Source organism: Streptomyces sp. NPDC101132 (assembly GCF_044759225.1).
Taxonomy (GTDB): Bacteria; Actinomycetota; Actinomycetes; order Streptomycetales; family Streptomycetaceae; genus Streptomyces.
Map to the genome: position 1 here is coordinate 881894 of NZ_JBIVYX010000001.1, position 12707 is coordinate 894600.

A 12707-nucleotide genomic window follows, 5' to 3' on the forward strand; every position below is an offset into this window, starting at 1 on the left:
GCCTTCGGCGGACGGTGTGCCGGTGCGGGTGGGCTCGCTCGTGGGGGCGGGCGGGCCTTCGGGGGCTGCCGTGGGGGGCACGGGCGGGGCTACCAGGTCACCGGGAGCCGCTTCACGCCCCGGATCAGGGTGCCGGGGATCCACTCGGGCGGGCCCGCGTCGGGGTCCGCGGCCAGGTCCGGGAAGCGCGCCAGCAGGGCCCCGACCGCGATGCGGCCCTCCATGCGGGCCAGCGGGGCGCCGATGCAGAAGTGGATGCCGTGCCCGAAGGCCAGGTGCCCCTGCGGGGCGCGGCGGATGTCGAAGGTGTCGGGCGCGGCGAAGCGGGCCGGGTCCCGGTCGGCGGCGGCCAGCGAGATCATCACGGGCTGCCCGGCGGGGATCACGGTGCCGCCGATCTCCACGTCCTCGCGGGCGAAGCGGAAGGTGGCCGATTCGACCGGTCCGTCGTAGCGGAGCATCTCCTCCACGGCGCCGTCCAGCAGGCCCGGGTCGGCACGGAGCGCCGCGAGCTGGCCGGGGTGGGCGAGGAGGGCCCGTACCCCGTTGGCAATCAGGTTGACGGTGGTCTCGTGGCCGGCGACCAGCAGCAGGAAGGCCATGCCGACCAGCTCGTCCGGGGTGAGCCGGTCGCCGTCCTCGTCCTGGGTCCTGATCAGGGCGCTGAGCAGGTCCTCGCCGGGGGCCCGGCGCTTGTCGGCGATCAGCTCGGCGAGGTAGCCGTCCATGGCGGTGAGGGCCTGGGCCTCGGACTCGGCCCCGGTGGGGGCCACCACCTCGTTGGACCAGGCCCGGAAGCTCGCGCGGTCCAGGTCGGGGACGCCCAGCAGCTCGCAGATGACGGTCATGGGCAGCGGGAACGCGAGGGCCCCGACGAGGTCGGCCCGGCGGGCCCCGTCCGCCGCCATGGCGTCCAGCAGCCCCTCGGTGATCTCGTGCACCCGCGGGCGCAGGGCCGCGACGCGGCGGGCGGTGAACTCGCGGGCCACCAGCCCGCGCAGGCGGGTGTGGCGGGGCGGGTCGGACTCCAGCATGTTGGAGTTGACGCTCGCGGCCTCGGTGCGGTCGAACAGTCCGGAGACCTGCCAGTTCTTCGACAGGGCGGGGTGGGCGAGGGCCTGCCGGGCCTCCTGGTGGCCGACGACCAGCCAGACGCTCTCGGTCCCCGCGTCCCGGATGCGGTGGACGGGGCCGGACGCGCGGAGCTTCGCGTAGTAGGGGTACGGGTTCGCGTTGAAGTCCTCGGCGTACGAGCTGATGTCCATGACCGGCATGCGCGCCCTCCCCTGCCTCCGTTTGCGTCAGGGTACGGCCCGGCCGCGCGGGCGGGGTCGGGATCCGGACACGCGTTCAGTGCCCCGGAGCGCTGGCGGCGCGGCGGCCCCAGGTGGTGCCGGCGAGCACCAGGACGGCGCCCAGCAGGCCCCGGGCGCCGAGGTGTTCCCCGCCGACGAGGATGCCGGCGAGGGCGGCCCACAGGGGTTCGGTGCCGAGCAGCAGGCTCACGCGGGAGGGCGAGGTGCGGCGTACGGCCCACATCTGCACGAAGAACGCGAAGAGGGTGCAGAGGAGGGCGAGGAACAGCAGTCCGGCCCACTCCCGGGCGCCGAAGGCCGCGGCGGCGCTCCAGGGCGAGGCGCCGGAGCCGGGCAGGGCGGCCAGCAGGACGAACAGGGCGAGGGCACCGCCGAACTGCGCGGCCGTCAGGGGCAGCGCGTCGGCACCGCGGACGGCGGCCATCCGGGCCATCAGCAGCACGTGCACGGTACGGGCGCACGCCGCCAGCAGGACGAGCAGGTCGCCGGTGGAGGGGGCGGTGAAGCCGCTGCCCTGGGTGAGCAGCACGACCCCGGCGAGGGAGAGGGCGGCGGCCGCGAGGAACCCGCCGGAGGGGCGGGTCCGGGTCAGGGCCGCCTCGGCGAGGGGCGTGAGGACCATGGTGAGGCTGATGATCAGGCCGGCGTTGGTGGCGCTGGTGTGGACGACGCCGTAGGTCTCCAGCAGGAGGATGACGCCGAGGACCAGTCCGAGCAGCCCCGCGCCCCGCCACTGCGCGGCACTCAGTGCCCGCAGCCCGCGCCATCCGGCGACGGCGAGCACGGGAAGGGCGACGGCGAACCGGAGGATGAGCACGGCGGTCACCGTGGCGGGGGTGGAGATGCCCTTGGCGGCGAGGTAGCTGCCGCCCCAGACGACGGCGGCCAGCAGGACGGGCAGGTCGGTCAGCCAGGCACGGCGGGGCGCGAGGCGGGGGGCGGCGAGGGCGGGAGCGGTCGTCACGGGCCGGGTCTCCAGGGGTGTCGCTGCGCTGCGGGATGCGGGGGCGCACGGACGGGTGGAGACGACGGCGGCTCACACGGAAACGTGATCACGCTATACGGGGGCGGGGCCCGGGGGCACCGGGATTTCCGCCCGGGCCGCCGGCCCCGCCCGGGGGTCGGAGGCCGGGCCGAGCGCCCCTGCTCCCCGCGGCCGTCGGCCGGGCCCGGCTTCCTGGGCGAGGAGGTGGGGCCCGTGCCGCTCCGGGGCCGCCCACGACCGGCCCCGCGCCGCGGCGCGGGGAGACCGCACGGGCGAACCGCCGCGCCCCCGGCCGACTCCGCGGCTCCGTACGCGAGGTCGGATTCCTGCCAGCGGTCGCGCGGCGCCGACGATTTCATTGAACGCGCAACCAGTTGTCGGCACGGAGCCGGCGAACGGAAGGAGCGCGGTGATGGGTGAGGACGCGATGGGAGCGGCGGAGGCGGTGCGCCCCGGGGACACCCCGCGGGCCGGGGGCCGTGGAGGTGGGGCGCTCCGGGGGAAGGTGGCGCTGGTGACCGGGGGAAGCCGGGGGCTGGGGGCGGCGGCCGTCCTGCGGCTGGCGGCCGAGGGTGCGGACGTGGCCTTCACCTACGTGCACGACGAGGACGCCGCCCGCACGGTGCTGCGGAAGGTCCGGGCCACCGGGCGCCGGGGCCTCGCGATCCGCGCGGACGCCGCCGACCCGGCGGCCGTCGCCGGCGCGGTGGACCGGGCGGCCGGAACGCTGGGACGCCTCGACGTGCTGGTCAACAACGCCGGTATCGGGGTGCTCGGCCCACTGGAGGACCTCGGGCTCGCCGACGTGGACCGGGTGCTCGCGGTCAACGTGCGGGGCGCCTTCCTCGCGGCGCAGGCCGCCGCCGCGCACCTGGGCCCGGGCGGCCGGGTGATCAACATCGGCAGCTGCATCACCCAGCGGGTGCCCGGCCCCGGCGGCACGCTGTACGCGATGAGCAAGGCGGCGCTGACCGGGCTGACCAAGGCCCTCGCCCGGGAGATGGGCGAGCGGGGCGTCACCGCCAACGTGGTCCACCCGGGTCCGGTCGACACCGACATGAACCCGGCCGCCGGCCCGTACGCCGCGGGTCAGGCGGCGATGACCGCGCTCGGCCGGTTCGGCGCGCCGGACGAGGTGGCGGCCGTGGTCGCCTTCCTGGCCGGCGACGGGGCCGCGTACGTCACGGGCGCGGAGTTCGCGGTGGACGGCGGCCACGCGGCCTGACCGTACGGGCCGCCTCACACCGCCCGTACGCTGCCCACCCGGCTCTCCCCCGGGTGCGCCAAGGGGCGCACCGGTGCTGTCGTGCCGGTGCGCCCCGAGGGCTGTCCCTGGGCCGTGGCCGGATGTCGGTCCGGTCACGCCCCGGGTCACGGGCGGGTGTCGCTCCGCCCGGGTCTCATGTGCCGCGGTGTCAGCCGCCCAGCTCCTGGTGGCGGGCCGTCAGGGCGGCCGTGCCGGCCTCCGTCAGCGAGCCGTACAGGCGCAGGCGGGAGAAGCCGCCGTCCGGGAAGATGTCGATCCGGACGTGGGTGCCGACCGCCGGGGTGTCCAGCACGAAGCGGTGGTTGGTGTCGGGCTGCAGGCGGGTGCGCGGGAGGAACTCCTGCCACTCGCCCTCCTCGCCGGTCTTGACGGACAGCGAGGCCCAGCCGGCCGAGTTGCCCTTGAGGTAGGCGGTGTCGATCTCGATCGCGCGGATCTCGGACTCGGCGACGAGCTGGTAGCGGATCCAGTCGTTGCCGTTGTCGCGGCGGCGGGCGGTCTCCCAGCCGTCGTCCATCTTGCGGGAGCGGCCCGGGTTGATGGTGTTGGTCGGCGGCGAGTAGAAGCGGTTGGAGGCGTCCTGTACGGAGCCGCCGTTCTCCAGCGCGACCACGTCGAAGGAGCCCAGGGTGGCGAGCCACTTCGGGTCCGGGAGGACCTCGCCGTGCACGCGCAGGCGGGCGATGCCGCCGTCGGGGTGCTGGTTGACGCGCAGGTGGGTGAAGCGCTGCTCGAGGGTCACCTCGAAGCCGTTGGCCGCGTGGCCGCCGACGGGGGTGCGCGGGACGAGGGTCGTCCACTTCACGTCGTCGCCGAGGAGCTCCTCGGGGGTGGGCGCGAGGGCGCCCTCCCAGTTGGTGCCCTCGATGGACACGGCCTGCGGCATGTTGCCGCGGAAGTGGGCGGTGTCGACCACGATGCCGCGGATCACGCCGGGGGCGCCCAGGCGCACGAGGGCCCAGTCGTGGTCCTCGGGGGTGGGCCAGGGCTGGGTGGCGGAGACGCCGCGGCGGCGGCGGGTCTCCCAGCCGTCCATGACCTTGCCCTTGTGGCCGAAGTCCTCGGGGTCGAAGTGGGCGGCCTCGGAGATCAGGAGGTTCTCGCGCTGGGCGAAGAACTCGTCGTTGGCGGCGATGACACCGGCGCCGAGCTCGCGGGCGGCGAGGTTCGCGTACTGGGTGAACGGGAACTCGGCCGTGCGGTAGTCGGCGTACGGGTCGCCGCCCCCGTACGGGTTCGCGTTACCGGTGAAAGAAGGGATCGCCACTGTCAGTTCTGCCTTTCGAGGAGGAGGCCGGTGGGCTCGGTCGGGGTGCCGTGGGCGGCGATCCGGACCCCGCGCAGCCAGGTGGACTTCACGACGCCGTGCAGGGTCTTGCCCGCGTACGCCGTGACCTGGTTGCGGTGGTGCAGCTCGCCCGGGTCCACGGTGAAGGTCTCTTCGGGGGCCAGCACGGCGAAGTCGGCGTCGCGGCCGGCCTCGATGCCGCCCTTCTGGGTGAGGCCCGCGAGGCGGGCGGGGGCCTCGGACATCCAGCGGACGACGTCCTCCAGGCTGCGGCCGCGCTTGCGCGCCTCGGTCCAGATGGCGGGCAGGCCCAGCTGGAGGGAGGAGATGCCGCCCCAGGCGGTGGAGAAGTCGTCCGTCTTCAGGTCCGCGGTGGACGGCGAGTGGTCGGAGACGATGCAGTCGATCGTGCCGTCGGCCAGCGCGTCCCACAGGAGGTCCTGGTTGGAGGCCTCGCGGATGGGCGGGCAGCACTTGAACTCGCTGGCGCCGTCCGGCACTTCCTCGGCCGTGAGGGTGAGGTAGTGCGGGCAGGACTCGACGGTGATCCGTACGCCCTCGGCCTTGGCGGCGGCGATCAGCGGCAGCGCGTCGCTGGAGGAGAGGTGCAGCACGTGGACGCGGGCGCCGAGGCGCTTGGCCTGGGCGATCAGGTTGCCGATCGCGGTGTTCTCGGCGTCGCGCGGCCGGGAGGCGAGGAAGTCGGTGTACTTGGGGCCCGGCACGACGGGCGCGGCGTCCAGGTGGTGCGGGTCCTCGGCGTGGACGATCATCAGGCCGCCGAAGCCGGTGATCTCCGCGAGGGAGGCGGCCAGCTGGTCCTGGTCCAGGTGCGGGAACTCGTCGACGCCGGAGGGCGACAGGAAGCACTTGAAGCCGAAGACGCCGGCATCGTGCAGCGGGGCGAGGTCCTTGACGTTGTCCGGCAGGGCGCCGCCCCAGAAGCCGACGTCCACGTGGGCCTTCTCGCGGGCCACGTCCTGCTTGACGCGCAGGTGGTCCACGGTGGTGGTGGGCGGCAGGGAGTTGAGGGGCATGTCGAGGATCGTGGTGATGCCGCCGGCCGCGGCGGCGCGGGTGGCGGTCCAGAAGCCTTCCCACTCGGTGCGGCCCGGGTCGTTCACGTGGACGTGGGTGTCGACCAGGCCGGGGAGCAGCACGTCGTCCCCGAAGTCCTCCAGGCGGGCGCCCTCGGGCACCTCGGCCTCGTACGGCAGCACGGCGGCGATCTTCCCGGCGGCGACCGCGACCGAAGCGGCGCGGGTCCCCTCGGGGGTGATGACCCGAGTCGAGCGCAGTACCAGTTCCACGTCAGCCGACACCCGGAACCTCCCCATCTACTTCCACAGAGCGAAATTCAACGTTCTGTTGACGGAGTCTTCACGCCGATCCTGGACCCGTCAAGAGCGCCCGGAGGGACGCCCGATCCACGCGAGCCGCAATTGGATGTTTCCACAGAATGGAATTAAGATTTCACTCTACAGAACGTAGCTACCGCCACGGTGAGCGGGAAGGCCAACTCCCCGAGGGCGTGAGCCACCCGGACAAACCCCCTCTGACCGGCGGGTACGGCCGTGACCCTGGCACTAGGGCGCCGGGCGGCCGCCGGGTAGGCTGCTTCCTTGCCTGCCAGCACCGAAAGGACCGCGCCGTGCCGACGTCCAGCGCCAGCACCACCGACGCTTCCGCCAAATCCCCCGCCGCCAGCGGTGGCGTCCAGTCCCTCGAGCGCGCCTTCGACCTCCTCGAGCGGATGGCCGACGCCGGGGGCGAAGTCGGCCTGAGCGAGCTCTCCGCCGCGAGCGGACTGCCCCTGCCCACCATCCACCGCCTCATGCGCACCCTGGTCGCCTGCGGGTACGTGCGGCAGCAGCCCAACCGACGGTACTCCCTCGGCCCCCGCCTGATCCGGCTCGGCGAGTCCGCGTCCCGCCTCCTCGGCACCTGGGCCCGGCCGTACCTGACCCGGCTCGTCGAGGAGACCGGCGAGACCGCGAACATGGCCCTGCTCGACGGGGACGAGATCGTCTACGTCGCCCAGGTGCCGTCCAAGCACTCCATGCGCATGTTCACCGAGGTGGGCCGCCGCGTGCTGCCGCACTCCACCGGCGTGGGCAAGGCCCTGCTCGCGTACACCCCGGCCGACGAGGTGCGCGCCCTGCTCGCCCGTACCGGCATGCCCGCCGCCACCGAGAAGACCATCACCACGCCCGAGGGCTTCCTGGAGGCGCTGGAGCAGGTCCGCAAGGTCGGCTACGCGGTCGACGACAACGAGCAGGAGATAGGAGTCCGCTGCCTCGCGGTCTCCGTCCCCGACTCCCCGACCGCCGCCGCGATCTCCATCTCGGGCCCGGCCGGCCGGGTCACCGAGGCCGTCACCGAGCGCTTCGTACCGATCCTCCAGGGCGTGGCGGCGGAGCTGTCGGTGGCGCTCGCCAACCAGAACCCCGCCTGACCCGCGCGGAACGCGCCAGGGCCCCCGCCTCCACGAGGAGGCCGGGGGCCCTGCGTTTTCCCGGACCGGGTATCCGGGTGCCCGGACCCCGCCGGGGCCGGGCCGGTACGCGCCGCCGCCGAGGCGCGTCCGTTCGGGGGGAGGGGGGAGGCCCCTCACGCGGCCCGGAGGCCCGCCTCCGTCAGCCGGCCGTCGGTCATCACCACGGTCCGGTCCATCCGGTCCAGATGGGTGCGGTCGTGCGTGACCAGCACCGTGGCCGTGCCGCGCTCCCGCGTGAGCGTGACCAGCAGGTCAAGGACCGCCGCGCCCCGCTCGTGGTCCAGGGCGCTGGTCGGCTCGTCCACCAGCAGCACGGCCGGGTCGTTCATCAGGGCCCGCGCGATGTTCACCCGCTGCCGCTGGCCGCCCGACAGCTGGTGCGGCCGGCGGCCCGCCTGGCCCGCCAGCCCCACCGCGTCCAGCAGTTCCAGCGCGCGGGCACGCACCTGCCGGTCCCCCCGGCCCGACAGGTGCGCCATCACCTGGAGCTGCTCGGCGCAGCTCAGGGATGCCAGGAGGTTCGGCTGCTGGAAGACGATGCCGATCCGCTCGCGGCGCAGGGCGGCCTTCTCCGCCGCGCTGAGCGCGCCGGTCTCGGTACCGTCGACGACCACCCGGCCGCCGTCCGGCGTGACCAGGGTGGCGGCGACCGCGAGGAGGCTGGACTTGCCCGACCCCGAAGGGCCGACCACGGCCGTCAGCGTGCCCGCGGGCACGGCCAGGTCCACGGCGTCGAGGGCGGTCAGCCGGCCGTCGCCGTCGGGGTAGGTGAGCGTGACGCTGTCGAGCTGGAGGGCGGCGGTGGAGGTCATCGGGCACTCCCGAGGGCGGTGAGCGGGTCGACGGCGGTGATGCGCCGGATGGACAGGGCGGCGCCGAGCACACCGAGGACGATCATCACGGCGGCCGGGACGAGCACGGTGGGCGCGTCGAGCACGAAGGGCACGTCCCCGCCGCCGATCAGCGCGCCCAGACCGGCCGCGAGCGCGGTGCCCAGGCCGGTGCCGGCGGCGAGCATCACCACGGCCTGGCCCAGGGCGTCCTTCAGCAGGTACGGGGTGGAGGCTCCCAGCGCCTTCAGCACCGCGACGTCCCCGCTGCGCTGGATGGTCCAGACGGTGAAGAACGCGCCGATGACCAGGGCGGAGATGGCGAACAGGAAGCCGCGCATCAGCTGGAGCGAGCCGTTCTCCGCGGAGTACGAGCCGATGGCGGTCAGCGCCCGGTCCTTCGCCTCGGTCTTCGTGCCGGCCGCCGCGTCGCCGGCCGCGACGTCCGCCGAGCCGGTGAGGTCCAGCGCGATCACGGTGGCCCGCCGGCCGTCCCCGGACGGGCCCCCGGCCAGCTGCTGCCAGTCGTCGAGGGTCACCCAGACGACGGGGGTGTGGCTGTAGGCGGCGTCACCGCGCACCGTGCCGACGGTGGCCTCCGCGGAACCGACGCGGATCCGGTCCCCGGCGCGTACCCCCAGCTCCTTCGCGGCCTTCTCGGACAGGACCGCGCGGCCCGGGCCCGGCGCGGCCGGGGCGAGCCCGCCGTCCGGCTCGACCCCGAAGACGGAGACGGCGGCGGTCAGCTCACCTGCGGCGGCGTTCAGGGTGCGGATGCCGACCGGCTGGGCGGAGGTGGTGCCGGGCCGGCCGGCCCAGCTCCGCCAGGCGCTCTCGGGCACCGAGGAATTGGTGAAGGACACCTGCCGGCCGCCCGCGGGGGCGGCGAACGCGAGGTGGGTGGCGGGCAGGCCCGTGACGGCCGAGGTGTTCTCCCGGGCCAGGCCCGAGGTCAGACCCGACAGCAGCCCCACGAGCAGGGTGATGAGCACGACGACGGCGCCCATGAGGGCGAACCGCCCCTTGGCGAACCTCAGATCTCTCCATGCGACGAACATGACCCCCACCCTCGTCCCGGCCCGGCCCCCGGGACATCGCGCCGTGGGAGCGATCCTCGTATCGAAGGTGGCACCCGGACATCGAACTTTCGGTTGACCGGGGGCCGCGCATGCCCGGCTTAGGCTGGTTCCACCATGGACTCCCGCCCCCTGACGCCCGTCGCACTCGTGCTCCGGTGCTGCCTGCACGCCCTGTTCGCCGGGCTGCTGGCGCTCGCCGTCGTACGGTCCTCCGGCGCGGGCGACGCGTCGGCCGCCGCCCTCGTGCTGGGCGCCGTCTACGCCGCGGGCGTGTTCACGCCGGCCGTGCACCGCTCACCGCGCGCCGGGGCCCTCTGGCTCTGCGCCCTGGGCGCGGCCTGGCTCGGGCTGCTGGCCGCGTCCCCCGAAGGGCTCTGGCTGGCGTTCCCCCTGTACTTCCTCGAACTGCACCTGCTGCCCGTCCGCTGGGCGCTGCCCGCGGTCGCGCTGACGGCCGGCGCGGCCATCGGGAGCTTCGTGTGGCACGGCGCGGCACTCAACCCGGGGGCCTTCATCGGACCGCTGCTGGGCGCGGCCGTGGCCGTGGCGACGGTCCTCGGCTACCAGGCCCTGTACCGGGAGAGCGAGCGCCGCCGGGAGCTGATCGAGGAGCTGATCACCACGCGGGCCGAGCTCGCCGCCGCCGAGCGGAGCGCGGGCATCATGGCCGAGCGCGAACGGCTGGCCCGGGAGATCCACGACACCCTCGCGCAGGGCCTGTCCTCGATCCAGCTGCTGCTGCGGGCCGCCGAGCGGTCCCTGCCCGAGGGCGCGCCGGCCGCGGAACACATCGCCCGGGCCCGCGAGGAGGCCCAGGCCAACCTCGCCGAGGCGCGCCGCTTCGTCCGGGCGCTCACCCCGCCCGACCTGGAGCACGGCTCGCTGGCCGGCGCCCTGGAGCGGCTGTCCGCCGCCTCCCCCGGACCCCGGGTGCGCTTCTCGCTCAGCGGCACGCCCGTCGCGCTGCCCACCCCGTACGAGGTGGCGCTGCTCCGCATCGCGCAGTCGGCGCTGGCCAACGTGGTCCGGCACGCGGACGCCGGGCGCGCGGAGATCACCCTGACCTTCATGGACGCCTCCGTGACCCTGGACGTGGTGGACGACGGCAAGGGCTTCAGCCCCGCGTCGGCGCCCTCCGGGGACGGCGGCTTCGGACTGCCCGCCATGCGCTCCCGCGCCGAGTCCCTGGGCGGCACCTTCACCGTGGAGTCCGCCCCAGGCCAGGGCACCGCCGTGGCCGTGACCCTGCCGCTGGAGGTGCGGTGACCATCAGACTGCTGCTGGCCGACGACCACCCCGTCGTACGGGCGGGCCTGCGGGCCGTGCTCGACACCGAACCGGACTTCACCGTGGTCGGGGAGGCCGCCACCGCGGAACGGGCGGTCGAACTGGCCGCCGGCCTCGACCCGGACGTGGTCCTGATGGACCTCCAGTTCGGTCCCGGCATGCACGGCTCGGAGGCCACCCGCGCGATCACCGGCCGGCCGGGGGCCCCGCGGGTCCTGGTGCTCACCACCTACGACACCGACGCCGACATCCTGGCCGCGGTGGAGGCGGGCGCCTCCGGCTACCTGCTCAAGGACGCGCCGCCGGAGGAACTCGCGGCGGCGGTCCGCACGGCCGCGGCGGGCCAGTCGGCCCTCGCGCCGGCCGTGGCGCACCGCCTGATGGACCGCATGCGCACCCCGGCCGAGTCCCTCACCAAGCGCGAGCTCGAGGTCCTCCAGCTCGTGGCGGACGGCCTGTCCAACCAGCAGATCAGCAAACAGCTCTTCCTCAGCCAGGCCACCGTCAAGTCCCACCTCGTGCACATCTACGCCAAGCTCGGCGTGGACTCGCGCACCGCCGCCGTGGCCCTGGCGGCCACCCGCAAACTGATCCGCACGCCGGGCACCCCCTGATCCGCTCAGGCCACCCAGTGCGGCCGGTCGACGCCCCGGGCGAGCGGCGCCCCACCGTGGAAGGCGTCCGCGAGCAGCCGCACACCCCGCTCCAGCTCCTCCTCCCCCAGCGTGTACGGGATCCTCAGCCGGTGCTCGAAGGTGCCCGGGTCGACCCCGAAGCGGGCGCCGCGCCCGATGTGCACCCCGGCCGCCTCGGCGCGCTCGGACAGCGCGGAGCTGACCGGCTCGCCCAGGTCCACCCACAGCGAGAGCCCACCGGGCGGCACCCGCCAGGACCACTCGGGCGCGTGCCGCTCCAGCGCCCCGACCAGCGCCGCCCGCCGCTCGCGCAGCCGGTCCAGCCGCTCCGGCAGGGCCTGGTCCAGGCCCCGGACCAGCGGCACGGCCATCAGCTGGTCCAGCACCGAACCGGTCATGTCGGAGGCGACCCGGGAGGCGGTCAGCTCGGTGACCAGATTGCCGGCCGCCCGCACCCACCCGACGCGCAGACCGCCCCAGTGGGTCTTGCTCAGCGAGCCGATGGTCAGCACGTGGTCGGCGCCGCCGCGCGGCGCCAGCGAGGCGAGCGGCGCGGGCGCGGGCACGTCCAGCGCGATGTCGGCGATGGTCTCGTCGACCACCAGCCAGGTCCCCGTCCGCCGGGTGGCCGCCAGCAGCCGCAGCCGGTCCTCCTCCGGCATCAACGCGCCGGTGGGATTGTGGAAGTCGGGGATGACGTACGCGATCCGGGGCACGGTCTGGCGCAGCGCCGACTCCGCGATCTCCATGTCCCACCCGTCGTCCGACACCGCCACGGAGGCCGTGCGCAGCCGCGCGTGACGCAGTGCGTCGAGCGCGTTGGCGTACGTCGGGTTCTCCGTCATCACCCGGTCGCCCGCCCCGCACAGCAGCTGGAGCACCAGCACCAGGGCCTGCTGCGCCCCCGCCGTGATCAGGATCTGCTCGGGCCGGGTGGGCAGCCCCCGCCGGGTGAACCGCGCGGCCACCTCCTCCCGCAGCTCCGGCAGCCCGTACGGGTGGTACCCGTGGTGCCGGGCCAGCCGCGCCATCCTGGGCGCGGCCCAGGCCAGCGCCGACTCCAGGGCCCCCTCCGGAGCCCCCATCGCGGCGATGGCCAGGTCGACGGCCCCGCCCGGTGCCTCGACTCCGGTGACACCGTGTACCCCGACCATGCCGTGGCCCGCCGGAAGTTCCGTCCACGTACCGGACCCGCGGCGCGACCGTACGTACCCGCTCTCGCGCAGCAGGTCGTACGCCGCGGTGACGGTGGCCCGGCTCGCCCCGACCGTCTCGGCGAGGTCGCGCTCGGCGGGCAACCGCACGTGCAGGGGGATCCGCCCGTCGAGGATCAGCTCGCGCACGGCCCCGGCCAGCGCCCGGTACCCGGGGCGCGCGGCGACGTCGGGAGGCAGCAGACCGGTCAGCTGCCGGCTCCCGATGAACCTGTCCGCCGTCTGGACCACTCGCCCACTTGCCATGCCAACCTCCCCTGATTGGCTCTGCCTGCCAGGCCAATCCGGGGTCCAGACTCCCGTTATTGG

General features: G+C 74.8%; 11 protein-coding genes. 4 read left to right on the forward strand and 7 right to left on the reverse strand.

What is annotated here, in order from left to right; genetic code table 11:
* Window positions 1-89: 89 nt before the first annotated feature.
* Together ACIQUR_RS03940 and ACIQUR_RS03945 are read right to left on the reverse strand one after the other, a co-directional pair.
* On the reverse strand, window positions 90-1274 hold the full coding sequence (locus ACIQUR_RS03940) for a cytochrome P450 (protein WP_403657725.1): 1185 nt from the start codon (window positions 1272-1274) through the stop codon (window positions 90-92).
* A 76-nt stretch (window positions 1275-1350) separates the two neighbouring features.
* Window positions 1351-2280 carry a DMT family transporter gene (locus tag ACIQUR_RS03945; protein WP_403657728.1) on the reverse strand — a complete coding sequence of 310 codons (930 nt, stop codon included), beginning with the start codon at window positions 2278-2280 and terminating at the stop codon, window positions 1351-1353.
* Window positions 2281-2806: 526 nt separating this feature from the next.
* Between ACIQUR_RS03945 and ACIQUR_RS03950 the strand changes: the two genes are divergently transcribed.
* Window positions 2807-3526 carry an SDR family oxidoreductase gene (locus tag ACIQUR_RS03950; RefSeq protein WP_403658037.1) on the forward strand — a complete coding sequence of 240 codons (720 nt, stop codon included), beginning with the start codon at window positions 2807-2809 and terminating at the stop codon, window positions 3524-3526.
* Between the two features lie 190 nt (window positions 3527-3716).
* Here ACIQUR_RS03950 and alc read toward each other — a convergent pair whose 3' ends face one another.
* Together alc and allB are read right to left on the reverse strand one after the other, a co-directional pair.
* Window positions 3717-4835 carry an allantoicase gene (gene alc / locus ACIQUR_RS03955; protein WP_403657731.1) on the reverse strand — a complete coding sequence of 373 codons (1119 nt, stop codon included), beginning with the start codon at window positions 4833-4835 and terminating at the stop codon, window positions 3717-3719.
* Window positions 4836-4837: 2 nt separating this feature from the next.
* Entirely contained in the window at window positions 4838-6193 is a 1356-nt protein-coding gene (allB, locus tag ACIQUR_RS03960; RefSeq protein ID WP_403657735.1) for an allantoinase AllB, read from the reverse strand.
* A gap of 314 nt (window positions 6194-6507) precedes the next feature.
* On the opposite strand from allB, the gene ACIQUR_RS03965 reads away from it, so the two are divergent.
* Window positions 6508-7311, forward strand: a complete 804-nt coding sequence (locus ACIQUR_RS03965) for an IclR family transcriptional regulator (protein ID WP_399940884.1) — start codon at window positions 6508-6510, stop codon at window positions 7309-7311.
* Window positions 7312-7466: 155 nt separating this feature from the next.
* On the opposite strand, the gene ACIQUR_RS03970 is transcribed toward ACIQUR_RS03965, so the two are convergent.
* Window positions 7467-8165, reverse strand: coding sequence for an ABC transporter ATP-binding protein (locus tag ACIQUR_RS03970; protein WP_403657739.1), 699 nt, complete (start codon window positions 8163-8165; stop codon window positions 7467-7469).
* Complete coding sequence (locus tag ACIQUR_RS03975; protein WP_403657742.1) at window positions 8162-9241, reverse strand: ABC transporter permease; 1080 nt, start codon at window positions 9239-9241, stop codon at window positions 8162-8164. The genes ACIQUR_RS03970 and ACIQUR_RS03975 overlap by 4 nt, the downstream gene beginning before the upstream one ends.
* A 135-nt stretch (window positions 9242-9376) precedes the next feature.
* Here ACIQUR_RS03975 and ACIQUR_RS03980 point away from each other — a divergent pair, with 135 nt between their 5' ends.
* Together ACIQUR_RS03980 and ACIQUR_RS03985 are read left to right on the forward strand one after the other, a co-directional pair.
* A complete protein-coding gene (locus ACIQUR_RS03980; RefSeq protein ID WP_403657745.1) occupies window positions 9377-10528 on the forward strand; it encodes a sensor histidine kinase in 1152 nt (383 codons plus the stop codon).
* Entirely contained in the window at window positions 10525-11163 is a 639-nt protein-coding gene (locus ACIQUR_RS03985; RefSeq protein WP_403657748.1) for a response regulator, read from the forward strand. The genes ACIQUR_RS03980 and ACIQUR_RS03985 overlap by 4 nt, the downstream gene beginning before the upstream one ends.
* A 5-nt stretch (window positions 11164-11168) precedes the next feature.
* Here the strand turns inward: ACIQUR_RS03985 and ACIQUR_RS03990 are convergent, their stop codons facing one another.
* Window positions 11169-12644 (reverse strand): PLP-dependent aminotransferase family protein, encoded by a 1476-nt coding sequence (locus tag ACIQUR_RS03990; protein WP_403657751.1) that lies wholly within the window; start codon window positions 12642-12644, stop codon window positions 11169-11171.
* Window positions 12645-12707: the final 63 nt, after the last annotated feature.